General features: G+C 33.7%; 29 protein-coding genes and 1 pseudogene. 25 read left to right on the top strand and 5 right to left on the bottom strand.

The annotated features are described in order from the left end of the window. The first annotated feature begins 85 nt into the window (after positions 1-85). From LQ50_RS10975 to LQ50_RS10960, 4 genes are all read left to right on the top strand, one after another. Positions 86-508: an RDD family protein gene (locus LQ50_RS10975; protein WP_034629079.1), complete on the top strand. Its 423-nt coding sequence runs from the start codon at positions 86-88 to the stop codon at positions 506-508. Between the two features lie 186 nt (positions 509-694). Next, the gene (locus LQ50_RS10970; RefSeq protein WP_034629077.1) at positions 695-2,239 is read left to right on the top strand and encodes an ATP-binding protein; all 1,545 of its coding nucleotides are present in this window, start codon (positions 695-697) and stop codon (positions 2,237-2,239) included. A gap of 105 nt (positions 2,240-2,344) precedes the next feature. Further along, the gene (gene fosM / locus LQ50_RS10965; RefSeq protein WP_034629076.1) at positions 2,345-2,770 is read left to right on the top strand and encodes a FosM family fosfomycin resistance protein; all 426 of its coding nucleotides are present in this window, start codon (positions 2,345-2,347) and stop codon (positions 2,768-2,770) included. A 41-nt stretch (positions 2,771-2,811) separates the two neighbouring features. Continuing rightward, entirely contained in the window at positions 2,812-3,345 is a 534-nt protein-coding gene (locus LQ50_RS10960; RefSeq protein WP_034629074.1) for a DUF4269 domain-containing protein, read from the top strand. A 148-nt stretch (positions 3,346-3,493) separates the two neighbouring features. Here LQ50_RS10960 and LQ50_RS10955 read toward each other — a convergent pair whose 3' ends face one another. Both LQ50_RS10955 and LQ50_RS10950 read right to left on the bottom strand, forming a co-directional pair. Next, positions 3,494-4,021, bottom strand: a complete 528-nt coding sequence (locus LQ50_RS10955; protein WP_034629072.1) for a DinB family protein — start codon at positions 4,019-4,021, stop codon at positions 3,494-3,496. Between the two features lie 65 nt (positions 4,022-4,086). After that, positions 4,087-5,859, bottom strand: a complete 1,773-nt coding sequence (locus LQ50_RS10950) for an ABC transporter substrate-binding protein (RefSeq protein WP_034629069.1) — start codon at positions 5,857-5,859, stop codon at positions 4,087-4,089. 284 nt (positions 5,860-6,143) lie between these two features. On the opposite strand from LQ50_RS10950, the gene LQ50_RS10945 reads away from it, so the two are divergent. The 3 genes from LQ50_RS10945 to LQ50_RS10935 all read left to right on the top strand — a co-directional run bounded on the left by LQ50_RS10945 (position 6,144) and on the right by LQ50_RS10935 (position 8,430). Beyond that, positions 6,144-7,073 carry a S16 family serine protease gene (locus LQ50_RS10945; RefSeq protein ID WP_052144700.1) on the top strand — a complete coding sequence of 310 codons (930 nt, stop codon included), beginning with the start codon at positions 6,144-6,146 and terminating at the stop codon, positions 7,071-7,073. Between the two features lie 12 nt (positions 7,074-7,085). Beyond that, positions 7,086-7,565 (top strand): GNAT family N-acetyltransferase, encoded by a 480-nt coding sequence (locus LQ50_RS10940; RefSeq protein ID WP_034629067.1) that lies wholly within the window; start codon positions 7,086-7,088, stop codon positions 7,563-7,565. Between the two features lie 409 nt (positions 7,566-7,974). Then, positions 7,975-8,430 (top strand): hypothetical protein, encoded by a 456-nt coding sequence (locus tag LQ50_RS10935; RefSeq protein ID WP_034629065.1) that lies wholly within the window; start codon positions 7,975-7,977, stop codon positions 8,428-8,430. Between the two features lie 139 nt (positions 8,431-8,569). Here LQ50_RS10935 and LQ50_RS10930 read toward each other — a convergent pair whose 3' ends face one another. Further along, positions 8,570-8,899: a hypothetical protein gene (locus tag LQ50_RS10930; RefSeq protein WP_034629062.1), complete on the bottom strand. Its 330-nt coding sequence runs from the start codon at positions 8,897-8,899 to the stop codon at positions 8,570-8,572. A 474-nt stretch (positions 8,900-9,373) separates the two neighbouring features. Between LQ50_RS10930 and LQ50_RS10925 the strand changes: the two genes are divergently transcribed. The 13 genes from LQ50_RS10925 (at position 9,374) to solA (ending at position 17,679) form a co-directional block, all read left to right on the top strand. Further along, a complete protein-coding gene (locus tag LQ50_RS10925; RefSeq protein WP_034629060.1) occupies positions 9,374-10,219 on the top strand; it encodes an aldo/keto reductase in 846 nt (281 codons plus the stop codon). A 234-nt stretch (positions 10,220-10,453) separates the two neighbouring features. Next, complete coding sequence (locus tag LQ50_RS26000) at positions 10,454-10,777, top strand: hypothetical protein (protein WP_237563691.1); 324 nt, start codon at positions 10,454-10,456, stop codon at positions 10,775-10,777. A 10-nt stretch (positions 10,778-10,787) separates the two neighbouring features. After that, complete coding sequence (locus LQ50_RS10920; RefSeq protein ID WP_237563690.1) at positions 10,788-12,281, top strand: hypothetical protein; 1,494 nt, start codon at positions 10,788-10,790, stop codon at positions 12,279-12,281. Continuing rightward, complete coding sequence (locus LQ50_RS10915) at positions 12,274-12,966, top strand: OmpA family protein (protein WP_034629057.1); 693 nt, start codon at positions 12,274-12,276, stop codon at positions 12,964-12,966. Before LQ50_RS10920 ends, LQ50_RS10915 begins: the two co-directional genes overlap by 8 nt. 136 nt (positions 12,967-13,102) lie before the next feature. Beyond that, a complete protein-coding gene (locus LQ50_RS10910) occupies positions 13,103-13,324 on the top strand; it encodes a spore germination protein (RefSeq protein WP_034629056.1) in 222 nt (73 codons plus the stop codon). A 13-nt stretch (positions 13,325-13,337) separates the two neighbouring features. Next, the gene (locus LQ50_RS10905; protein WP_034629055.1) at positions 13,338-13,538 is read left to right on the top strand and encodes a spore germination protein GerPB; all 201 of its coding nucleotides are present in this window, start codon (positions 13,338-13,340) and stop codon (positions 13,536-13,538) included. 34 nt (positions 13,539-13,572) lie between these two features. Continuing rightward, positions 13,573-14,190: a spore germination protein GerPC gene (gerPC, locus tag LQ50_RS10900; protein WP_034629054.1), complete on the top strand. Its 618-nt coding sequence runs from the start codon at positions 13,573-13,575 to the stop codon at positions 14,188-14,190. A 1-nt stretch (position 14,191) separates the two neighbouring features. After that, positions 14,192-14,371, top strand: coding sequence for a spore germination protein GerPD (locus tag LQ50_RS10895; RefSeq protein WP_034629053.1), 180 nt, complete (start codon positions 14,192-14,194; stop codon positions 14,369-14,371). A gap of 11 nt (positions 14,372-14,382) precedes the next feature. Then, a complete protein-coding gene (locus LQ50_RS10890) occupies positions 14,383-14,766 on the top strand; it encodes a spore germination protein GerPE (RefSeq protein WP_161784678.1) in 384 nt (127 codons plus the stop codon). Positions 14,767-14,807: 41 nt separating this feature from the next. Next, a complete protein-coding gene (locus LQ50_RS10885) occupies positions 14,808-15,026 on the top strand; it encodes a spore germination protein (protein ID WP_034629050.1) in 219 nt (72 codons plus the stop codon). Positions 15,027-15,065: 39 nt separating this feature from the next. Further along, positions 15,066-15,491: an Hsp20/alpha crystallin family protein gene (locus LQ50_RS10880; protein WP_052144699.1), complete on the top strand. Its 426-nt coding sequence runs from the start codon at positions 15,066-15,068 to the stop codon at positions 15,489-15,491. A gap of 146 nt (positions 15,492-15,637) precedes the next feature. Then, positions 15,638-16,387 carry a sporulation protein YunB gene (gene yunB, locus LQ50_RS10875; protein WP_034629047.1) on the top strand — a complete coding sequence of 250 codons (750 nt, stop codon included), beginning with the start codon at positions 15,638-15,640 and terminating at the stop codon, positions 16,385-16,387. A gap of 197 nt (positions 16,388-16,584) precedes the next feature. Continuing rightward, entirely contained in the window at positions 16,585-17,679 is a 1,095-nt protein-coding gene (gene solA / locus LQ50_RS10870; protein WP_308417924.1) for an N-methyl-L-tryptophan oxidase, read from the top strand. Positions 17,680-17,753: 74 nt separating this feature from the next. On the opposite strand, the gene LQ50_RS10865 is transcribed toward solA, so the two are convergent. Next, a complete protein-coding gene (locus tag LQ50_RS10865; protein ID WP_034629045.1) occupies positions 17,754-18,779 on the bottom strand; it encodes a DUF3231 family protein in 1,026 nt (341 codons plus the stop codon). A gap of 316 nt (positions 18,780-19,095) precedes the next feature. Here LQ50_RS10865 and LQ50_RS10860 point away from each other — a divergent pair. The 4 genes and pseudogenes from LQ50_RS10860 to LQ50_RS10850 all read left to right on the top strand — a co-directional run. Beyond that, positions 19,096-20,099, top strand: a pseudogene (locus tag LQ50_RS10860) (KamA family radical SAM protein); the annotation flags it as partial. Positions 20,100-20,179: 80 nt separating this feature from the next. Next, on the top strand, positions 20,180-20,914 hold the full coding sequence (locus tag LQ50_RS25995; protein ID WP_237563689.1) for a recombinase family protein: 735 nt from the start codon (positions 20,180-20,182) through the stop codon (positions 20,912-20,914). A 68-nt stretch (positions 20,915-20,982) separates the two neighbouring features. Then, complete coding sequence (locus tag LQ50_RS25990) at positions 20,983-21,747, top strand: recombinase zinc ribbon domain-containing protein (RefSeq protein WP_237563688.1); 765 nt, start codon at positions 20,983-20,985, stop codon at positions 21,745-21,747. A 929-nt stretch (positions 21,748-22,676) separates the two neighbouring features. Beyond that, complete coding sequence (locus tag LQ50_RS10850; RefSeq protein ID WP_152608199.1) at positions 22,677-24,221, top strand: S41 family peptidase; 1,545 nt, start codon at positions 22,677-22,679, stop codon at positions 24,219-24,221. Between the two features lie 161 nt (positions 24,222-24,382). Here LQ50_RS10850 and LQ50_RS24315 read toward each other — a convergent pair whose 3' ends face one another. Further along, complete coding sequence (locus LQ50_RS24315) at positions 24,383-25,282, bottom strand: HD-GYP domain-containing protein (protein ID WP_052144698.1); 900 nt, start codon at positions 25,280-25,282, stop codon at positions 24,383-24,385. Positions 25,283-25,445: 163 nt separating this feature from the next. Between LQ50_RS24315 and LQ50_RS26510 the strand changes: the two genes are divergently transcribed. Next, positions 25,446-25,749, top strand: a 304-nt coding sequence (locus LQ50_RS26510; RefSeq protein WP_373279195.1) for a CBO0543 family protein, incomplete at its 3' end; no start/stop codon positions are given.

The following is a 25,749-nucleotide window of genomic DNA, read 5'->3' as shown; positions in this document are numbered from 1 at the left end:
GAGTGATGATGATATGATTTGTTAGTTATAAGACAAACTCATTTTAGAATATATATCAAGATGAAAAAACGAGAGGGGGAGCTGCATGAATGTTAAGAATCCAGCAGGTTTTTGGGTTAGACTAGGGGCAGGGATTTTAGATTCGGTTATTTTGTTTATCGTATTAGGTTTCATTTCACTTATTTTTTACGGCCAATTTTATATGGATCGTTTTTCTATTATTGATACAGTTAATTTATTATATTACTTATTTTTGCCTGTTTTTTGGTATGGTTATACTTTAGGTAAGAGAGCATTAGGAATTCGCATTGCGAGAATCGATGGTGAAAAAGTTGGGATTGGCACAATGCTATTAAGGGATATTATAGGCGGATTTGTCTATGCCATCACATTAGGAATTACAGTTATAATTAGTGCTTTTATGGTTGGATTCAGAGAGGATAAGCGTTCCATTCATGACTTGATCGCAGGAACGTATGTAACATATGATCCTCCTTATAATGCCTAATAAATAAGAAAGTAAAGGGCAGCTTTCGTTGTCCTTTTTACGTTTCATTTAATCGACTTTGATAGCTATAATCTACCAAGCTTTTCATTACATCTTTTCATGACATCGTGTTATCATTAGAAATTAGTAGTTGTACCATATTTCCAATTGTCTAAGTACAACTGATGTCAAAAGGATGAACATATTATGGATAAATATATTGCTGAAGTAAAAGCTCGGTGCAAAAAGTTAGGGCTTGACCCAAATGAAGTTCCTTCTTTTACAAGAGTTACAGAGTACGAATTAACTAGAATAGAAGAGAAATATCATACTACTTTATCTGTCATTAGACTATTTATTCGAAAATTCCTTAAAAAAACGAAAGGGACACCTTTACTTGTCACAGTGACGGACAATCTAGGGACATTTATTGAATATTTGGGAGACGAAAGTTTAGAGCAGACCATAGTTCATCAAATTGGAATGCAAAAAGGAATTCAATTTACGGAAAATAAAGCAGGAGTAAGTTCAGTTCTTGCTGCTATTGAGTTAGAGAAACCAATACAACTATTAGGCGCTGATCACTACCATTCGTTTCTCCAGACAGCGGCTTGTTATAGCGTCCCTTTATATGTAAACCATAAATTGATTGGAACAATTTCTGTCATGACATTTTTGGATTATGCCCATCCAATGATATTAACGACTCTTGAAACGGTTGTTGATTCTATTGCGAGTGAGTTAGACCTACGTGAGCAAAATCACTATTTAGACAAAATGAACCAAATGATGTTAGAACAATCCACAACAGGATATATTGTAATAGATAATGATGGAACCATCATGAATGTTAATCCTAAAGCTAAATCCATCCTTCCCAAAGTACAGCTAAATTCGAACTCTATTTACGAAATAGAACCATTTAATCATTTATACAATCATTTTAAAAGCGGTCAAAAGATTCGTAGCTATGAAGTAATGATTCATCATTCGAGCAATATTGTCTGTTTAGTCGATTATTTTCCTTTTCTAGGTGGAGGATTAATTCAGCTTCAAGATATAACCGAATATAAAAAAACGGAAGCTTACATTCAAGATGCAGAAAAGTTGTCTATACTGGGACAACTGGCTGCTGGAATTGCACACGAAATAAAAAATCCATTAACAACGCTTAAGGGGTTTATTCAATTAATCCAAGAGAAGAATTACAATGAGTCGTTTACACCAATTATGATAAAAGAGATTGAACGAATTAATCAAATTACAAACGAATTTTTAGATTTATCAAGACCAACTGTTCTTTCAAAAGAAGCTTATGACATTCAAAAGATATTTCAAGAATTAGAAGTGTTCTTATCAAGTTTAGCTTTACCGAAAAATATAGAATTTTCCCAAACGTACCATGGCAATACGAATATTTATTGTGATAGCAATCAGTTAAAGCAAGTTTTTATTAATATATTTAAAAATTGTGTGGAAGCAGTAGATCACAATGGGAAAGTACATCTTACTGTAAGACCATATGATTCACATAATCTCTTAATTCGATTTGAAGATAATGGAGAGGGCTTTCCAAAACACATTCTTAATAAAATGGGGCAGCCATTTGTTACCACAAAAAAACACGGGCATGGGTTAGGTGTTATGGTGTGTAAGCGTATCGTGGAAACCGTTCACTTTGGCCAATTGAGAATGTATAACAATGACAACGGGGCGGTCATAGATGTCGTTCTTCCTCGTAATCATAAATAGGATATAGTCTTGTTTTACTAATTAAAAAACTACATTTTAAATCTAGGCACTTTCTAGAACAAAGGAAGTGCTTTTTAATGAAAGTAAACTTGTGGGGGGATATTTTTGTCAATTACAGGTCTAAACCATTTTTTGTTTTCCGTTTCAAATTTGGAGAAGTCAATCAAATTCTATCAAGAAGTGTTTGATGCAAAATTGCTAGTAAAGGGGAAAAGCACAGCTTACTTTGATTTGAATGGAATATGGCTGGCCTTAAATGAAGAACCCGATATTCCAAGAAACGAAATTAGCGAGTCATACACCCATGTTGCTTTTTCTATTAAAGAAGAGCAGTTCGATGAAATTTTTAGTAAATTAAAACAACTAAATGTTACAATTTTAAGCGGACGCCAGCGAGATATAAAGGATAAGAAATCAATTTATTTTACCGATTTGGATGGCCACAAATTTGAATTCCATACAGGCACGTTACAAGATCGAATAGATTATTATAAAGCTGAAAAACATCATATGGAGTTTTTTGATATATGAATAAATGATTTACAAAAAAATGTTTTTGGGAGGTTTAGTCATTGTTTGATACGATTGAATATTTAAACTCGGGAAATTCAAGGCAGAAACGAGCATTCTCTGTTATATCAGAGTTAAAGATTATGAGTGATTTAGTAGAGTTTACCCCGATATTATGTGGTACGGTTCCCATTGAAATTGATATAGAAGGATCTGATCTTGACATTATTATGGAAGTTAAGAACTTCACGGAATTTGAACGTAAAATAAGGTTATTATATGGGGGGTATGGTCATTTTTCATTAAGCAAGAAAACAATTAAAAATGTGCCTGTTATCAAAGCGAATTTCCATTATCAAAACTTTGAATTTGAGTTATTCGGTCAGGATGAGTCTGTATTTAATCAAAACGCCTACTTACATATGGTGATAGAGAATTATGTCTTAAAGCAGTCTCCAGATTTACAAGGAAAAATCATCGAGTTAAAAAAGCAAGGGTTTAAAACCGAACCAGCTTTTTGTAAGGTTTTACACTTGCCAAGTGACGATCCATATTTAAGGTTGTTAGAATATGGTAAAATCAATGGCATTATTTAAGCGGTTATGATTTCGTTCGACTCATTGTAAATAAGGTACTGAAAAAGGGAATACCATCTTTTTTCAGCACCTGCTCTATGAATATCATTAAAGCTAAGGGTTGCTAATTGATAACGAGATTATCATCCATGAATAGTAAATGACAATTTTATTTTAAAATGCTTACGTACTCTTTCCACGGTCCAACATCCAGTGTGTAGCGCTTAGCCATTATTCTCATAATCTGTGTAGAATGCGTTAAATCATGTACTACCCAAGTTGAAAGCAATTCTCGTACTTTCACAACTCCTAATGAAGGGTGTAAGCCAGTTAGTTCGAGATGTATATCAGGTGTTATTAGAAGTTTTAACTTTTCTAAACTTTCGTTTCTTATCGATATGAATTCAAGAATCCTTTGTTCTATAGTTCGTTCAGAACCATTCTTTAAATGCAAATGCGAAAACCGATCGAATTCTGGAAAAGGTTTAGTTTCTTTCTCCTGTAAAATAAATGCTAGTCGGGGGATCCAATTATACTTTTCAGCCTCTATGAGGTGGTCAATTACTTGAGAAACACTCCAAGTTCCCTCACCCTCATTGCTGTTAATCCACCCATCAGATAATCCAGACAAAAAATATTCCAATGCTTTTGGGGTACGCTCTAGGAGTTGTAATGCTTCATTATAAGTGAAATTCATAATTGTCCCACCTTCTTCTATTAAAGTCTTATAGATTGTTGAGGAAAATCTGTTATTGCTTTTGATTATAATTGGTACGATAGTTTATGATAATTTAACCGGTTATAATGATTAAGTTCAATTCCTTTTAAGTTCTCACTAGCTTCTATATGAATATGAATTTGTCGTTGATAGAGAAAAATAAGATAGTTGTTATCTAAAAGAAACGACTCTATTTTTCGCAAGTTTGTATACGCTGTTTCAGTATCTAAACTTTGGGTTACATGAGCCAACATGGACTGTACATACCCTCGTACTTCTGAAGGCAATGTATTTAGAATAAAACTAGTCTCATTCGATAACACATTATACATTGAAACCAGTCTGTCTTCATCTAGCTGAATTCCTGTTAAAATAAGATCTGTATTATGAAGTTGATGAGGTTCAACTAGTTGATGTACATCGACAGTTTTGGTTTTGAGTGTAATTCCTAATTCCATAAAAACTTTCTTTAGTTGGTCTAATTCAAAATCAAAATATGTATGTTGATCAAACCGTGTTGAAGTAAGCGTTAATGTATGACCTGTTAAGCCTTGCTCCAAAAACCATTCTTTTGCTTCATCAAGATTAGATTTTTGTCTTAATTTTTCTGCATCATCTTCAAAAAGACTATCTGGAAAAGTCACACTTTGATGTGGGTGATTGCTAAAGCACTTTGCCCGTTCTATCGCATATGAAAGCATTTTACGAAAATCGGTGTGACGATGGACGCCTGCCTTTTGGTGATTTAGGACAATGTAAACTCCTCCTAATTCTGGTAAGATTAAGTCATATTTGCTAATTGCTGTTGCTTCTAGGTCGATCATTTTATAGTGCTCTTGATTTCCTAGTGGAATCGGTGATTTAGGAATATCGAATAATTCGACTTTATCTAAGAAGGGACGATAGCCAAAATAATGAGAATAAGCTTCGAGTACAAGATGCCCTTTGGTATGGTTGGTTACTTGATAAGCTCCGCTGCCAATAGGAGTCATCTGAAAAGCTTTTGGGTCATTTTTGTATAGGTGTACTGGAATAATCATCGCTTTGAAATCGGTAAATAAATGTAGAAATAACTTGTTTGGTTGTTGTAAGTGAATAGTAATAACAGTTGCTGAAGTCGCTTCTATAAAAGTGATGTTCTCAATCATTTCTTTCATCCACAGATCAATCTCTGTTTCTTTCCAAAATTCTATATTCTCCTTGATTGTTTGGGAAGTTACGGAACTTCCATTATGAAACAAAATGCCTTTACGTAAATAAATACGCCAAATTCGTCCATGTTCAAGTTGTTCCCAATGGTAAGCTAGTTCAGGTACAAATTCACGTTTAGCGTAATGATAGTGTAAGACTCGATTGTATATATGTTCTCCAAGATGCTTTTCATGTTTTGATGACATATTGATAGGGACCAAGGAGTTGATTTTGTGATATTGTGGATATCTTAGAATGTCCATATTATCTTTTCGGTCCCAATGAGACTGATCTACCAACCATTTAACAAACGAAGTATCTAACTCAGGTTGATGATCGATCCACTTTATTACTCGGTTAATTTCTCCTTCTTGCATCCATGTTTGGACTTGTTGTTGTTGTATATCTTGAGGTTTTATCAAAAAGGTTAAGGTAGAAGCATTTCCTCTTCCTGAACTTGCCTTCCAATCAACCCATTCATGACCCTGCATTTGTTTAATAAGTGATTTTGCGTGACGTTCCGAACAGGAAAGAGTAGCGGCAATCTCTGAAATATATACCTGAGTATTTGAATTTGTGTGGCCAAAAGTAGAATAAAGGGTAAAATATTGTTTGTGTAATTTCATTAATTTATCTCCTCCTTTTTTAAAAAGGGTGATTGTTAGGTAATTCTCTGTCTATCCTTATTGTTCCTGTTTTTATTCTAGTAAAATTACTATTTTTTGAGAAAATCTTTTACGATTTTAAGAACGGAATTACAGGTTTTACCCAATAGCTCTTTCTACTTAAATGTAATTAACAAAATATGTTAAAATGGTGGAGTTGATATAAGTTCACTTTTGTTCCCTTGTAGAAGAAGTGAAACGATACTGAAAGAAACTAAATCCTTATTGAGGGAGGGAGGAATGAAATGCAAAATGAAACGAGCATTAATCAGTTTAAAATTAAACCGGAACGCAACAAGATATCATTAATCATACGTAGTCTTTTCATCGCGATTGTGTTCTATTTAATTTTAGGAAGCATTTATTACTTCAACATGATAAATGGTTTTCTGTTTTTGGGTTCTCTTATCTTTATAATGGTTATTGCATTAATCTACTTAATTATTTATCGAAATAATAAACAAAAAAGATTTTCTAGCATCATGTTCATATTGTTTTTATTGTTCTTTTTTTATTATGAAATGCCTCTATTAGACTATGAAAGTCATACGTATGTTGTAACTGGATACGAGGAGCCAGAAGAGCTTCTAGATAACTCAGGAATACATATTCTTTCTGTGAAACTGATCGATATTCATTATATCGATGATGTTGACCTAATAAATGAAACATATCAAGGTGACGCTGTTGAAATTTACGATTTGTATAAAATGACAAATAAAGATCGGTATCAAAGTAAAATAAGAGAAAGTGCAATGCTTTTAGGCATAGAAACCGAAGACTTCCATCAGATGGGAGATAATGTAAAGGGTTATGTTCAGGAGGATATTGATTTTATTAACGGTTTTTTAGAAAGAGAAAACATGCTTGGAAATAGTGCAGGTCTCGCACTAACCCTTTCAGCAATGAGTTATCAAGGGAAGGTAAAGAACAGCATCCCATTAGCGGTAACTGGAACAATTGAACCAAATGGAGATGTTTTAGAAGTAGGCATGATAAAAGAAAAAATGTTAATTTCAGAACATAACGGTTTTCCTTGGATTATTCTACCAGAGCAAAATGTTGAAGAAGCTGAAAGAGTAAAGTCAACAGAAGGGTTAACGATTGAAATTTTGCCTGTTAGTCATATTGATGAAGTAGAAAAAGCAATTAGGGAATTAAATAAGTCCTTGTAAGGAGGGTTTCTAATGCAAGTCCGTAAGGTAAACAGCTCAGATTATGATGTAATTATTCCATTAATTGATGAATGGTGGGCTGGTAGAAAAATGTCTGATAAGTTGCCAAGGCTATTCTTTTCTCATTTTTCAAATACAAGCTTTGTATTTGAAAAGCAAGGTGAAATAATTGGGTTTTTAATAGGTTTTTTGTCCCAAGAAAAGGAAAATGAAGCTTACATTCATTTTGTTGGAGTGCATCCTAACTATAGAAAAATGAAGATTGCAAGGCAGTTATATTTCGAATTTTTTTCAAAAGCTAAACAGCATGGTAGAGATACGATTCGCTGTATTACTTCACCAGTTAATAAGGGATCCATTGAATATCACACAAAAATGGGCTTTGATATAGAAGAAAGTAACTTTGTAGTAGACGGAGTTTCAGTTTTCTTAGAGTACGATGGCCCTGAGCAACCACGAGTCTTATTTGTAAAAAAATTAAAAGATTTATAAGGTAAACAATAAAAAGAACCATAAACGTATTAAAATGCCTTTACATATTAATACGCTTAGGCTTTTTTAGAAGATGGAAGTGTTAGACCCTATACAACAAACCCTTTTTAGGATGCATATGTTTTTATTGGGCTATATTCCAACGTTTTTCGGGGAACTTTATCCTAACAATTATTTTGTAGGTTGAGTACAATCCTGTTAGATAAGTTAACAATAAACATACATTTCAAATATCTGTTTATGATTGGATTCAATAAAACGCTACATTTTTTGAATCAGTTTTTTAAAATGTGATTAATTTGGTGAATTATTACTGGGGAAGATTTGTTATAAATGGTTTTCGTGTTGGAGGGGCAAACAACCCCATCCTATTATTCTATTTTATGATCTTAAGGAAGGAGATAGGCTTATGCAAATTTGGGTCTTTGTTATCGCAACATTGATTGCTGTAATTGGTATCGTATTTCAATTTAAGAAACTTATGTCGGAGGTTGCAAGGAAGCTAGATAATAACGAAGAAGTAACTACTCAAACTCTTCAAAAAGAAAATAACCGTTTTTTTATAAAGGTCGTTATGATTGAAGCTATTCCGATCATGTTAGTTGTTTTAGGGTTTATCCTTATCGAGTCAATACAGAGTCCGTTAAACTTAATTGATATTTTGCCAGCTCTTGTGATCTTAGGTATTACTTTTTTAGCTGGTGTTGTAAATGTTTTTATGGGGCAAAAACAAATATTTTCAGAGCGAGATGTTACAAGTCAAGCTAAAGCAGCTATTACTTCAATGACATTTGTCGGGGTTAGTTTAATCGCAGCATTTCCTATTATTTCTTTTGTAGCTATGTTCACATTATTGACTTCATAAAAAAAGTAATGGATATGTGAGGGCACTGAAATTTTCAGTGCCCTCGATGCGCGGAGACGTGACTAAGGCTATTTTGCTCAATCAGATAAAAAGACTGAAACTAATTGTTACTATGAAATATATGAGTCTTTTTATGTAGCTAATATCTTTTAGTAATGTCTAAATAACGTTTTAAGTCATTTAATTTCCTATACGCTTCACGATATTCGACATCAATATTAGTGACCACATTCATTGCGATATTGTTTTTGTAGTCTCTTCTTAAAGTTGAAAAGATAACAGGTTTTTTCGTTTTAATTACCGTCATTATTTCGCTAATTGGTAAGGTAACAGCGGTAGTTCGTGTTTTTAATAAAAGAATGATGAATTTTTTGTATGTTTGTACATACTGCCTTTCATCTGGTGTTTCCATTATTAATTCTTCAAATAGCTGTAGAGTATTTCTTAGTTCAGGTTCATTTATTGACATGTAATGCTAACACTCCTTAAAAATTATAGCCAAATGAATCTTTGATTTTGCATATCTAAGGAGTTGTCATTCATTGGCAGGCAAAGCTAGTTTGTTCGTGTACTTATTTACTTGGTAGTTAAAACGTGCGATTTATAGTTTAACAGAAAACTTCTAGTAGATTGTGTTATTTTTTGAAAATAAGATGAAAGAACTATTTTATTGATAATTGGTCTTTTAGACTTACTATCCACTAGAGTAGGAGAAACAAATAGGAAAAGATAATAGTATTCATTGCAAGATCTCTACATAAGATGAGTCTTTAGAATGGTCATTTAATCTACTATGGTAATGAAAAGGTGTCCTGGGACAAACCATTATACTTATTAGTGAATCTATTTTATACTAGATATAGTAAATGTTGGATGAATTAATATAGCTCATATTTTAGATTTTGGGTGGACTTATAATCTTAACCAAGAGGAGTGATTAATTGTGGGAATTTTAGTTCCAGACACCGTACTTAATGATGGACTATCAATACCAGTTATTGGATTAGGTACATATAACTTAAAAGGAGATCAAGGGGCTAATGCAATCCAATTTGCTATTGATGAAAGAGGTTATCGATTAATTGATTCCGCTTATAATTATGAAAACGAAGGAACAGTAGGAGAAGCCATTAGGCGAAGTTCTGTTTCAAGAGATGAGTTAAGAATTACATCTAAATTGCCGGGGCGTTACCAAGAATATGAAAAAGCTGTTATAACCATAGAAGAATCATTATATCGAGCGAATTTAGATTATTATGATCTGTACCTGATTCATTGGCCAAACCCTTTACAAGATAATTATGTACAAGCTTGGCAAGCATTAATAGATGCAAAAAAGAAGGGACTTATACGGTCAATTGGAGTATGTAACTTTTTACCAGAACACCTAGAACGTTTGGAAAGGGAAACCGGTGTGAAGCCGAGCCTGAATCAAATTGAATTACACCCATTATTTAATCAAGCCCAGCAAAGAAAATGGCATGATGAGAATAACATTAAAACACAATCTTGGAGTCCACTAGCTAGAGCAAATGATGTTTTACAAAATAATACATTACAACGAATTGCCAAAAAACATAGCAAGTCCATATCGCAAGTTATCCTACGTTGGCATTATCAGCTTGGTGCTATTTCAATTCCTAAATCTTCATCTCCTGATAGGCAATTAGAGAATATCTCCATTTTTGACTTTACTCTAGATGAAGATGATCTAAGCTTAATTATCGGATTAAATCAATCTGATGGAAGAATTAACAATCAAGACCCGGCTGTTTATGAAGAATTTTAGAGAAAAGTGAAAAGAATAAAAATTTTTAGTTCTGCCCAAAAACACAATCTGGGCGGATTTTTTTATTTGGCTGTATTTGTAAAAATTGTTGCTGTGGTGAAAGGTTTTTGTAGAATAGCTTAAGGTATATTCTGTTTCTATGCATGATTTGTCCAGCTTTTGAATAGCTATTATAAAATGATTATTGTGTAATTCATTGAGGACAAGCGATGTCATATATTAGGGGGACTTAAGATGGTTGAAGCTATTTTAAAACTATTTATTAATGATCAGCAAGCTCAATCAATTTTAGCAAATCCATTAATTGAATCTATTTTTCTAGTGTTAATTCTCACATTTAGTGTTGCTGTTTTTATGCATTTTGTTTTGTTTAGTAAGCTAAGAAGAATCCGTAACTTCATAACAGATACAAACTCATTGGATATTTCACCACTAAATAGGTTTCAGATGGAATTCGGACACAAAAATGAAAAAGAATCGGTGAAAGTGGAGACCTTTGTCCAAAATAAGTTTTCCAGTTGGCGAGTGTTTCATATCCCAGTAGTAAGCCTACATTAAAATGATCCAAATGACTGTTTCACTTTTTATATTAATTGGTGTGTTAGGGACATTTATCGGACTTGCTATGTCTTTAGGGAGTATTAATGCCACTGGGGATCAATTAGTAGAAAATGTGGCACTTGTATTAGCTGGCATTGATGTGGCGTTTTATACAAGTATTGCCGGTATGGGGTTATCGCTTATTATGACAGTTGTTACTCGAGTGGCCAATACAGAAATGTTGTTAACCGATATTATGTTAAAAACAGAGTCTTTTTTAGAGGAGACTGAACCAGATGGCATGACGCGTCTAATTGATGTATCAGAAACGATCAATTCTTCTATTAATCAATTACGAGAAACAAATGAACAATCCTTACAAAGTATTGTTGAGTCTTTTCACGGGTTCCAAGAGTATACTGTTGGTCTGCAGCAATCCGCTAAAGATTTAGCGAAGTTTAATGAAGGTCTATCGGCAAACCTTAAAGATTTTACAACTATTTTTAATAACGTACAAGAAGTAACAAATGGTTTTGATCAAGGGGTCAAGAAACTTAATAAGAATTTTGACCAATTATTCTCCTATTTTTACAAAATGGATCAGAGAAATGAAAAGATGACGAGTGCTTTTACGGAAACGTATAAAAAAGTAGCCGATTTAACAAATTCTCAAACAGAAACAATGAATCAATTCCAGCATTCTGTAGAGGACTTGAGAGATTTTTTCTCTTCCATTTCCAAAAGACAAGAAGCCATTTATTCTTCATTTGAAAAAGGAATTGCACAGAGTGATCAGTTTGCCAAGTTAGTAAAAGAACATAATCAGAAGTTTGAACGAATATTTGGAGAAGATGTAAGTTCAAAACTATTTGAAATGAATTCATATTTACGAGAGCTTCGAAATGATTTTCATACACTTGGGAACTCTGTCGTTCGTTTGCCTGATGCATTAGATTCTGTAAATAAAGCACAAGGAGATTATAAAAGCTTATTATCTTATCGTTTTGATGAATTGAAACAGTTTAATCTTGAGTTTTCTAATCAATTACAGGCACATTCATCAAATGCTCAATCCTTAGATAAATATGTGAGCGAAATAACAAGATCCTATGAACAACTTGGTATGAAGAATAATCAGGTATTAAATGATATTAATCGGATCCTTACACAAATGTCTGATTCGTTCGATCATAAAGAGAGTCAACTTGAGTCTAATGTTACAGCATTAAAAGATAGTCTTTCAAACTATGTTACCAATTTAGAAGGGACTCTTGGAAGTCGATTGGAAAAAATAAGTAAAAACATTAATGAGTATGTGGTTGATATGAATGAAGCGGTCAAAAAAGAATTTAAACAAATTGGTGAAATTACCGGTGATACTCAACAAAGAAATGCTCGTTTATTACAGCAAACGTTGAGTGAGTTAAATCAAGAATTTCACCAATTAAATCGCCAGCTTCAGTCTTTTTCTCAAGGGACGAATGTACAAAGTGAGCGAATAAGGATTGGCTTAAATGATTAAAAAATATAAACGCCTATTTCATCGTGAAGAAGAAGAGAGTCATTTTTGGCCATCGTTTACGGATTTATTAACGGCAATCTTACTTTGTTTTATTCTGATCTTTATTATTATGATGGTGATTAAATCATTTCAGATAGAGGAAATGAAACGAACGATTGATCAAATTATGGGAGTCAGAGTCGACTTAATCAATGATTTGAATGAAGAGTTTAGTGAGTCTTCATTAAACATTGAGATTGATGAGAAAACGGGTGCATTGATTTTTAATACAGATATTTTGTTTGAGTTTGATGCAGCTGTCTTAAAGCCAGAGGCGTTTGTATTTTTGGATGAATTTGTTCCTGCTTATTTGGATGTGTTGTTGGAAAGTGGATACGATGACTACATCTCGGAGATCATTATTGAAGGTCACGCAGACCAAATCGGTGGTTATTTGTACAATTTAGAGCTCTCACAGCAAAGGGCTTTCAGTGTAGCAGAATATATTTTAAGTGAGGATTTTCCATATAAAAACATTCAAGATCATCTAAAAGAGAAATTAACTGTAAACGGAAAGTCTTACACGGAAGGAAGGACTGATGAAGAAGGTAACTATAGCAATCAGGCTTCTCGTCGGGTTGAATTTAAGTTTCGGTTAAAGGATGAAGAAATATTAGAAAAAACACGTGAGTTACTTGGCGAGTGATTAGGTGAATTAATTCATGAATGTTTTCGTATCGTATTCTATGTCTGTCAGTTCGTTGTTCTTCTTATATTCATACGAACATTTATCATGATTCAACATATTTTAGTATAAGTATCTGTAAAAAGGATGGTTTCATATGCCCGCAATTGTAGGAGCAGTAAAAGTACTAAGTGTTGAAAGCAGTGGTGTATTTAATATTGGCGATGTATTAAACATGTCCCCAGCAAGTACTGCAAAGACTTATGCAGGTGCAGGATCGTTTAATACGGGTGATTTTCTAAGGGTGAGTAATAAACATAGCCAAACGAACACATATGATAAGGACCTCAATGATTCCAATATCAAATCGGTGATTTAGCAAGGAGGAGCGTATGAACTTTCATATTAACCAAAACATTTCAATACACCTCTTAAAGGTAGAGGGGGTTTCAAATTCATCTGTATTGCAAATTGGTAGTGCTGGAATGATTAAATCTCTATCCAACCTTTATAATACGGGAGGGTTCACGGAACCGGCACCAGAAGCAACAACACCGGAACCAATCGCTCCTCTCATTCCTCCTACAACATAAGCTGATTTCTTATCATATAAAGGAGGAGGTTTTCGTGTACGATGGGTATTCAAATTTAATACAAAATCTCCAGAACATGTATGGCTATATACAGGCACAACATCAAAGAATTACTCAATTAGAATTACAATTGAAAGAACTTCAAGATGAGATGAATACGTTAAAACAAAATCAACATTCAAAAATCGAAAAAATAGAATATAAGTTTGATCAATTAAAAATCGAAAGGTTAGAAGGTACGTTAAATATAGGGATTTCTCCTCAAAATGGAGAGGATTCCATTGAGGACTTTGCTGTTCATCAAGATGAATTTAATGTTCCGCCCGTAGCAGAACAACCACCAATTTTTCAAAATGTTCAACAACGTGTACATGACTATTTAAATGAGTCATGCTATCAAGAGATCTACGAGATTGAAAAACGTCAAAACTATAAGATGGATAACCAGTACCGCCAATTTATCATTGAAGATATTAGAAGACAAATTGATGAACGGATTCGTCATTATGTAAACCAAATGAAACCAGATAATTTAAGTCCCGAACAACTAGCTGAAGTAGAGGATATGGCGTTTGATAAAGTGAAAATTGATATTCACCGAACGTATGAAGAATTCGTTGGTAAGTTACCACGAGAGGAGATCGATTATTAATATGAATTTTACCGTTGTAAATAAGGATATTTGCGTAGGAAATATTAGACTGGGTGACTGTTCAAGTGCTTCTATCTTTTTAGTTGGAGATGTGGAAACAGTTTCGTTATCTTCTGCATTTGATACGCCGCCAGAATCATTAATTATTGGACCATTTGTACCACTTGCACCAGAGGAATAGGGGCGTTTATGTTGCTAAAGAGAATGTCATTCATAGATGCCATAAAAGTAAATAATGTTGGCCTTAGTTCTATCTTAGAAATAGGAGATTCATATTCGATCAAGCCACGTACAAAAGCATTGGCCATACAACGTCAATTAGAATATTTTTACGGAGATGAAGGTCATTTTAAGGATCCAGTTTTTACAAGACCATTACCCCAACCAACCTTTGACGAACCGATTCGTTTTGTACGGTACAATGAATCTCCATGTATTAAAGTGAACAATATTTCTGTAACCGCAATTGCTGCATCCAGTGTGATGCATATAGGTTCAACCACATGTATTGAATCTGATTCTAGAGTTAAGAACGTTAGGCAGTTAGCAAGAACTCTAGAGGATACCAGTGATTAAGGTAGTGGCAATTAAAACTATTAATGAAAAGGATGTTTGTTATGCCCTCAATTGTAGGAGGACCGTTTAAAATTAATTCAAACGAAGGCGTTATTAATTTCGGTGATGCTGTTAATATATCACCAAAATCATCAGGCAAAACTGTATCAGGCTCAGGAAGTTTTATTACAGGAGACTTTGTTATCACTAATAATGGCTTTAGTTTAAATAATACGCTTGATCCTGATGTTGCTGATCAAAACGTTGGGGGAAATGTCTAACCTCATAAGGGATATCTCTTATAAAGGCGGTGAAGCTAGTTGAACTTTAATGAATGGAATAATCCATTTAAAAGTCAATTTCAAGGTGAATTTTGGGATAATTTTAACAATCTCTTTAATGGGAATCATTCTCAGCCTAGGGTTAACCTTTATCAAGCCGGTCATGAATTAATTTGTAATGTTTTTCTTCCAGGAATAAAAAAAGTAGGGGATATTCACTTGTCTGTAAATGGGAGCACATTAGAAGTGAGTGGGTCTAATTCTCTGGAGTATAATGGGTTTCAGGTTATTCAGCAGGAATTTCATCACGGACCTTATAAAAGGATTATCCAATTACCTTACTCAGTTCGTAAAGATAAAATCGATGCCGCTTATAAAAGTGGCTTACTTACGGTTCGTTTATACCGTCTTATACCTGAAAATAATAAAGAAATGGAAGGAATACCTATCCGAGATGAAGAGTAAAGAGTAACGTTTTAGATTTATTTTAATAACGTGTGATTTTTCCGGACATTCTTTAAAAAAATGCAAACTAACATTGTGCTTGAACAAAATAATAGGTCAAACTGTCGCCTTTGCTGCATATAATTGTGGCGAAGGGGGTTTTCAGCATGAGAGCACCAAGAAGAAGTAGGCCCCGACCTCGGAAAGGTCCGCTGCCATTTCGATATGTTTTGCTTCTATCTTTTGTTATCTTTGTTGCTTTAACCGTACAAGGCCTATGGATTATTGAAAAGGGGATTCGTCCAACACTTATGGAGATTGCAACAACGGAAACGAAGGTCATAGCGACAAGAGCTATTAATGACGCTGTTTCAAAGAAAATCGCATCTGATCTTAACCAAGATGAATTATTCATTACAAATAGTGAAAATATCATACAATTTAATACGCAAATATACAATCGAATATTATCTGAAGCCACCTTACGGGTAGAAAGGCATTTAAAAGCGATTGAAAGAGGGGAAGCTTTTGATATATCAATTGACGCAGAAAGTGAGCCCATTTCAACAAATGATGGCGGGCTCATCTATAACATCCCATTAGGTCAAGCAACGAATAATGCACTACTTGCTCAGTTAGGACCAAAGATTCCTGTCCGCTTTTCTGCAATTGGGGATGTGAAGACGGATCTAAATTGGGAGGTCATCAATACGGGGATTAATAATACGACCTTATCCGTAAATTTTGATGTAATTGTTGATGCGAAGATTGTTATTCCCTTTGCAACAAGAGAGGAAGCGGTAAAGACAACGATTCCTGTAGGTTTAATAAATATTCAAGGAGAAGTTCCTGAATACTATTCAGAAGGTGGGGGGATGATTCTACCAGCGGGTTCATCACCTGATGGAAGTGGTTAATCATTTTAATCAGTTGTGAAAGAAGGTAGGTTCGTTCATGAACCTACCTTCTTATCTGTTTTTTTATGAGCACAGTTGTTTATAATTGCTATTAAAATAGCAATAAATTATGATCTAAATAATAGAAAGCATAAGACTAGAACAAATGTACGGAGGACTGGGTTCATGATTTATGATGTAATTGTCATTGGTGCTGGATCAATGGGAATGGCTGCTGGTTATTATCTATCAAGAAGTGGAAAAAAAACGTTATTATTAGACTCTTTTGCCCCCCCCATAATAAAGGGAGTCATCACGGGGAGACGAGAATTATTCGCTATGCCTATGGTGAAGGTGAAGAGTACGTACCATTTATCCTTAGAGCTAAAGAGTTATGGAGTGATTTGGAGAAACGCTCACGTAAGCAATTATTTTTGCGCACAGGTGTCATCAATGTTGGGGAAGAAACATCCGATTTTATTCAAAATATAATCAAGAGTTCAAAAACGTATTCGTTGCCGGTGGAGATAATGAATGCAAAGGAAGTAAAGGATCGTTGGCCGGGCTTTTCTTTACCTAGCAACTATGTTGGTTGCTTTGAACCGACGTCGGGAGTGTTAAAGTGTGAGGAAAGTATTCAAACATACCAAGAACTTGCTGAGTATTATGGTGCTACTATTCTAACAAATAGCAGAGTGAAAAGTGTTTCAATATCTAATGGGAAAGTAAAGATTAAAACCGATGACAACTCCTATCATTCTGAGGCTTTGGTTGTTGCTGCAGGAGCTTGGTCTGGGGAATTGGCTTCTATGTTAGGTTTAGAGCTTCCTCTTACTCCTGTAAGAAAGTCATTTGCTTGGTTTCAGGCTGATGAAAAGTTACATCATCAAAATACGTTTCCAGCTTTTGCCTTTGAGACTTCTCAAGGTATTTATTATGGCTTTCCAAGTATAGATGGCGCAGGAGTAAAGGTTGGGCGGCATGATGGTGGGGATTCAATAAATCCTGATGTACGCTTGTTAGCGTTTGGTGAAAAGGAAACTGATAAAGGAGATTTAGTCCAATTTTTAAATGAATATATCCCTAATGTTCTGCAATTAAATTACGGGAAAACATGTATGTATACACGTACACCTGATGAGAAATTTATAATCGATTTACATCCTAACTATTCCAACGTTGCTATTGCAGCTGGATTCTCAGGGCATGGCTTTAAATTTAGTAGTGCTGTCGGACAAGCATTAAGTAATTTAATTATTTCGGGCAAAAATGATGTAGATATATCTCAATTCTCAATTAAACGATTTAATTGAATGAATGCAGTAGTTATTGAATTGAGCTGGTAATTGTAGAAAAGCGATCCTGTATTAGTTACAGGATCGCCTTTTCACGATAAATGGTTATTTTTATGAAAAGCCAAGTTCTCCCTATCAACTGTACCTGGAGGTTGTTCTAACCAATTATTTTTGATCATAATATCGGCACCCGTTTTAGCAAATTGTCCTATTTCAAATGATAATCGTTCATAGTTTAGAACTAAGTCATTTCTTTGGCTTGCCGCAGCTGCGGTCGCATAATTCCCTATTCCAGTCGCACTTAATAAAGACATATGAAACATCGTAAGTTTGTCTGAAAAGACAGGTGTTGTAGAATTACTAATACAAACATCGGAGCCGATAGGGCTTTGAATATCATCAGAGATCAGTGTATCTGAGAAAATTTTTATATGCTTTTCAGAAATCTCTTTTCCTTTTAGCATAAATTTTTGCACCTCTTTTGTAGGAGATGTCTGAGCAAAGCTTAAACAAAGTTTCAGTCCGATTAGGTTTGTCTGGATATTCATAAATAAATGGGAGATTTCAATGGCGTTAACAGGTCGATGTTTGGTAAATGGATTCAGTCCACTAAGGTAATTCTTCTTATCAATATAATCTTGCTTCTTTGGTAAAGGGATATATGGTGCACGTACAGATAACCCTTTTTCTACAGCTGTAGTTGAAGTCAGATTAAATAATGTTATTATTTCTGATAGAGCGTTTGTAAAGAGGTCTCTTATATCTTTTCTTACACTCAACGCTAAAAAGCCGCTGTACTCTAACATAGCAGCTTTAGACATATGGTTAATATAGGTTAAACAAAAGGTATCTGTATAAAGACTTGCTGCATTAAGATTAACGTCTTCTTTAGTAAACCCATTTGGAACAGCAAACCCTTCTTGACGGAAAAGTGTTGTTAATTTATCTTCATGGTTTAAAGAGATATTAAGAGCATGTTCAACTATAGGATGAATTTCTTGGTCTTCTATATTATTCATCATAAAACCAAGTATACAAATTAACATCGTTTCATTCATATACATAGTCCATAGAGAAGCTATTTCAGAAGACGTTAGATTAATGTGATCATTAGTCATTTTATTCCCTCCGATAAAGACGTCTATTATAATATTTGAAATGTAGTTGAAATTATACAATAGAGGCATTAAAGATCATCAACGCCAATTTTTAACGGGTGCCGAATTTTTGCATTATATGCTTACTTTTCGGCAGTTAATAAAAGGGGCAGAAAAAGGACATTTATCTTTTCTTTGACTAAATATTGGCGTTTTCTTGGTTGTTTTAAATACATATATGATAAGAGTTCTTCTAATAGCGGTGTTGTGAGTAACCAAAAGTTTGGCATAAGAATTGCATGGAAAGAAGTGAGCCGATCATTTAGGAGGGACTAGAATGAAAATGGATTTGTATACGCCAAGTCGTCATTGGAAAGACATTGAAATTTGGAAGGATGTTACACAAGAACAGTGGGATGATTGGATCTGGCAATTAACGAATACGATTCGTACGCTTGATGATTTAAAAAAAGTGATAAATTTAACACCTGAAGAAGAAGAAGGGGTCAAAATATCAACGAAGACGATCCCATTAAATATTACACCATATTATGCTTCACTCATGAATCCAGATGATTCAAGATGTCCGATCCGGATGCAATCTGTTCCAATTGGAAAAGAAATTAACAAAACGAAATATGATTTAGAGGATCCGCTTGAAGAAGACGAGGACTCTCCCGTACCAGGATTAACGCATCGGTATCCTGATCGTGTATTATTTCTTGTAACAAACCAATGTTCAATGTATTGCCGCTACTGTACACGGCGACGTTTTTCAGGTCAAATTGGAATGGGAGTGCCTAAAAAGCAATTAGACGATGCCATTAATTATATACGCAACACTCCAAAAGTACGAGATGTTCTTCTATCAGGTGGAGATGGATTGTTAATTAATGACAAGATTCTTGAATATATATTAAAGAACCTACGCGAAATTCCACATGTAGAAATAATCCGAATCGGAACACGCGCGCCAGTCGTATTCCCTCAACGAATTACTGAAAATTTGTGCAACATTTTAAAAAATATCATCCAGTTTGGTTAAATACGCATTTTAATACGTCAATTGAAATAACGGAAGAATCAAAAAGAGCTTGTGAAATGCTTGTCAACAGTGGGGTCCCGGTTGGAAATCAAGCTGTGATTTTAGCAGGGATAAATGATAGTTTACCAATAATGAAAAAACTGAACTATGATTTAGTGAAAATTCGAGTTCGTCCATATTATATTTATCAGTGTGATTTATCAGAAGGAATAGGGCATTTCAGAGCACCTATTTCAAAAGGCCTTGAGATTATTGAAGGATTACGTGGTCATACGTCTGGATACAGTGTACCCACATAATTTCTTATTGTAAGTACATTCTTTTAATCTATTACTTTACTGTTTGAAATGATTGTAATAGAAAGGATGAACCGTATATGGCTTTATTAAAGGATTTCAAATACGTTGCAATGTATCTTCGTATATCACAGGAAAAAAAGTCTGAAAATTTCGAAACCCTTTCCAATCACCGAAGGCTACTTACCGACTTCGCCAACAAGAATGGTTATTCGTATAAAGCGTACGAAGAAGTTCTATCTGGAGGTGCTTCTGAACTTGAACAAAGGCCTCAATTGCAGAAGTTATTAAATGAGCTAGAACAATTTGATGCGATCCTCGTTGTTGAATTATCTCGCCTTTCGAGAAATGGATTAATTTCTGAAACAGTACTCCAATTCTGTAAAGATTATGATAAGCCGATTATAACACCAGATAAGATATACGATTTAGCGAATAATGACAATGATGTCCTCACTTTTCGATTTGGATCCCTTATTGCCTCTCAGGAACACGCACTTATAGGGAAACGATCAAAATACAACAAAATACAAATGGCTAGAGCAGGGTTCCATATTTCAGGTAGCGCTCCTTTTGGTTACGTTAGGAATTCAACAACGAAAAAACTTGAGATTAATGAAGAAGAAGCAAAAACGGTCCGCTATATTTTTACACTTCATTCGCAAGGGTTAGGTAGTTTTAAAATTCGAGAAATGTTAAATGCGGAAGGTTATAAATCGTCTACAGGAAGACCCTTTAATTTACCTTCTATTAAACGGATCATTCAAAACCCAGTATATAAAGGGTGGACTGTATTTACTGACCGAAAAAAATAAAAAAAGATGGCAAGTTTGTCTATGAGATTATGGAAAGAATTGTCTGTAAGCATGCTCATCCTCCAATTGTGAAAGAAGAAATTTGGGATGAAGTTAATAAAAACCGTGAAGTACGGGCAGAAGCGTCCGCATTTTTCCGTGAAAAACCTGCGTTAAAGACGGGGGTAACGATGTTAAAAGATTTAATTTATTGCAATGAATGCGGAAAAAAGATGACGATCCGAAAAGATAATAAATTAAAATTGTTTACGATCAAAAAGTGTGAGTATGTAAATGACAGAGGAGAAAAATGCAGCAATGCTGGAGTTAAACTTGAGCATGTCGAGAGAAACGTGATGCTCCATCTTAAAAAGTATAGGGTGAAACTAAAACAGACGTTAGAATCATTAAATACTCAAGAAGACTTAATAACCGAGGAGGGGCATAAGGACCGATTAAAAAGAATTGAAGAGGAGATAAAAAAAGTTGAAGAGAAGAAGTGCCATCTTATCGATTTAGCGCTAACAGGTATTTTTACACATGCTGAGTTAAAAGAGAAGAGACAAGAATTGATGGATAACCTAGCATACCTTAAGGAACAACATGAAAATTTATTGACTGAAGTCAACAATAGGAAGAGTGAAGACATGCACGAGCAGTTGGAAGGGACACTTTCAAAAATAAAGACAATTGAAGAATCCAAAAACCATCCTGAAGAGTTAAATCAAGCACTGAAGTTAATCATAAAAAAAGTATATTATTCGAGAGTTCTTCCTAAAAACATTGCAGTAAAATCAACCCGAAGTGAGATTAGGAAAAATTACCCATACGAACTTAAGATCGAATTTTATTAGCTTTTTTACCTATGTAAGAAAGATTCCTATATGTTCTATTTGTCCTAGGGCTATATCAATCATGGCCGCTAAATATATAGCGCTCATCTAAAATCAATTTCTATACAAAAACTTTACTAATAGATTGTTATAAAACGATAGAAAATGATTTCTTATTTACTATAATGAAATAAAAGGCAAATAATGTTAAAATTAAAGTTAGAGGAGTGGAATAATGACAATAAGGGCTGAAGTAGTGCTATGAAATTTTTAATAAGTATGTATATTGTTATGGCTACAATGATCGTTGTTAATTTGACAAGTGAGTTTATTTTCAAAGGTGAGTATTCAGCAATTGTAAGCTGGGTTTTGGTTATTTTATTTTTCTTTGGTACATTATTTTTTGCTAATGCAAGATACTATTTATCTAAGAAATAAATTTATAAAGTTAATAGATTTCATATGAATTGAAGTGAAACTGCAAGGGGGTGTCCCAAAAGGTCAAAATCAGACCTTTTGGGACACCCCCTGTGTTTTTAAGGTGAAAGTATTATTAATTTAATAGAACTCATGCGTATAAACAATTTATACGAGTTGAATCTTAACCCCCATTATTTTTGTTCAATATTATCCATTTTATTGGATATTTCATCTAATTTTTTAAGTAGCAGAATATCATTATGATTCTTTGCGCGCATAAATCGTAGGATGCTAATTAAAAAATAAATGATAAAACCAATTACTAGAAGATATAAAATAAACCCTAATCCAAAACCAGACACTTAAAACACCACCTTAAAGCTAACTTTAGTAACCCATTTCCTATTTTACCATTCTTGCCTATTTGTTGGGTGGAGAAATAATATTCCAGTTAAATTCTATTGAAACCAATAAAGTAGATAAGCGTATTGTACTTATATAGAATGTACTAACCTAATTGAGGTGATGATTTGAGGAATTTATTTTGTATTATAGGGATCTCATTCCTTTTATTATCTGGTTGCACTACTAACAAAACACTTAATTTAGAAGAGGAAGCATTGAAATCCTTAGCTGTTATCGCAGAAAACAATCGATTTTATACTGAACATTCTTTTCAGGAGATGCCAGACCATTTATATGATTATTCTAAAAGTAAGGACGATGAGTTAAGTGAAGAAAAGTTGAGCTCATTAACAAATAGTCATATGAGAACACCATATTTAACGAGAGAAAAGATTATTGAGGATGTTGAGGTGTTACATGTTACTTTAAAGCATATGTACGCACTATATGAATATATGGGTGGCGATGAAGCATTTGAAAAAGCCAAGGAGGGTGTTATTAACTCAGTTTATATAAGAGATGAAGAATCCGAATTAAGTTCAAAACAATTTATTGATTTATTGAAAGAACACTATGGCTTTGTCATAGATAATCATTTCCATCTAGACTATACACCGATAAACGAATCTGAACACATCCTATACTTTTCAGAACGTGTTCAATTTCATGAAAATGCACACGGGGAATATATATTAGCAGGAAATGATCGTATTCAATTATTCGAGATAAACGGGGATGACGATATTAAATATTATTTGAAATACTCTTTAGATGATGATGGAAATATTGTATCAATTCCAGCAATATTTTCAAATCCTTTAAGTATCGAGGAAAGGGAGTGGGAAATAACGCTTAAACAAGAGGATTCTCTACACACTGAAATGATTACCCTAGAACCTATGCCAAAAGAAATTCCGAGACATCAATTTGGTAATGCCTTTGCCATTACTGAAAAGGATGGAGTTCCTTGGTTACAGTTAAGAAGTATGTTTGTCTATGAAGGAGCAGATTACGATTATTATGACATGATCAACACCGCTACACTTTTAAAAGAGGAGCCTTATTTTGTACTTGATTTAAGAGGAAACGAAGGAGGAAGCATGATTCTAGTAGATAGATGGGTAGATGAGCTATTTGGCCAGCGTGTCAATTGGAGCTCACAATCGATTCATTTATTTTCAAATACAAGTAAGGCTTTTATTAAAGACACCATTGACTTTTATCAATCAAGAACAGGTATTTCAACACAAACATTTGAGGATGATTTTACAGATTTATTCCGAATTAACTCAATTGAAAATTTTGAAATCCCACAATGGGAAATAGATTCAAATTCACAGAAAAAAATATATGATAATCAAACACATATTTTTATTCTAGTAGATAATAATACAGCTTCCGCTGCTGAACATTTAGTTGCCAAATTAAAATTAGCAAACAATACAACCGTACTGGGGGTAAATACACGCGGGGCTATTATCAGTGGCAATTCCTTAATGTGGAGACTTCCTAATACACAAGTTGATATGTTTACTCCGACCTTTTTTAATTATAATCCGGACTTATTACACAAAGAATTAGTTGGGATTCAACCTGATTTATGGATTACAGCTACACGGGTTGAGAGTCGTCTACTTTCTTTTATTAAACAAAACACCGAATCACATTAGATGAAATGTCGGATTTGATTAAGAGTTTGTAGATGTTTAGATGCTTAAGTGTATTCCTGTCAAAACATCAAATGGAAAAAATCCAAAGGATCAAATAGTTAGGATGCTTTGGATTTTTTTTAATTAAAAACGATTTTGGAATTCCACACTTTGATTGCCATTTAATTCTTAAATGTACTAAGAAAAATTTCAACAATTTCAGGGTCAAATTGAGTGCCCTTATTTTTTTGAATCTCAGCGAGTGTATGATTTATGTCAAAATCTTTTCTATAAATTCTCTTAGAAGTCATTGCATCGAAAGTGTCTGCTATGGCAACAATTCGAGCAACTAAAGGTATATCATGTCCTACCAATCCATTAGGGTATCCTCTCCCATCAAATCTTTCATGATGATATAAAACAATGTCTAATACACCAGACTTATGAAAGCTTGAGACATGTTTGATCATATCATAACCAATCTTAGGATGTGATTTAATTAAGTCATATTCTTCAACAGTTAACTTCCCTGGTTTTGTTAATATATTTTCTGGTATGCCGATTTTTCCAATATCATGTAGTAAACTTCCTACCCGTATATTATCGCATATGTCATTAGGTAAATTCATTTTTTTAGCTATTTTTAATGAGTACTTTGATACATTTTCAGAGTGATGCCAAGTATAGGCATCCCTAGAATCTAAAGCATTGGCTAATGCTGATGTTAATTCAATATAGGAATGTTTTACTTTTTGAGCATACCTCATTAGAGAAGCTGAGATAAATGTAATTAAAAGGTAGGTGAGCGAATATATGAGTAATGTAATTACATTTGTATCTAAATCAGGGATTAGAAAAAATCTGCTTAAAACCACTAACATCGTAAAAAAGGCTAGAAAGAAAATAGATTTATGATAAAAGCCAATTCCTAATAATATGACAGTAAAAATATATAGGATGAAAAAGTTACTATTATTCAGTAGAAGGATGTAATTTAAGACGGTACTAATAAAGAACAGGATAATAAAACCATAACGAAAAAGATACGGTTGCTTTAACGAACTAGAGATTAAATTTGACATAACTACTCTCCTGTATTTTTCCATATGTACATCTTATCCCCCATACACTAACTTTCAAACATTTCCCTGACTGTTTGTCCATCGCTAGATATTAAATCGCTGCACATATTTTATTTTTTCTAAGTAAAAAATAAAATAAATTCTAAAAGGAAATGATAACCCTATGCATATTGTCTATAATCTTTTGTATTTTTTTGCAGCGTGGCGCTTTGGGGATTGGAGGAATTGGAAAAAGTATTATCCCACCATTCTTTTTCTTATTTTATGTGACCTTCTACATAATTTTTTAGCTTATAATCAAGCTTTATGGATTTACCATGAAACATTATTTCCAGAACTACTGCCGAATCATACATTAATCTCATTGTTGTATATGCTAATGATGTACCCTGCAACAATATTGATCTATTTGAAGTATTTTTTTCGATCAGATAAATGGGGTTACAGAGTCTTTCATTATGTATTAT

The organism is Halalkalibacter okhensis, from assembly GCF_000787375.1.
Classification (GTDB): domain Bacteria; phylum Bacillota; class Bacilli; order Bacillales; family Bacillaceae_D; genus Halalkalibacter; species Halalkalibacter okhensis.
This window is presented reverse-complemented; position numbering and strand designations above follow the sequence as displayed.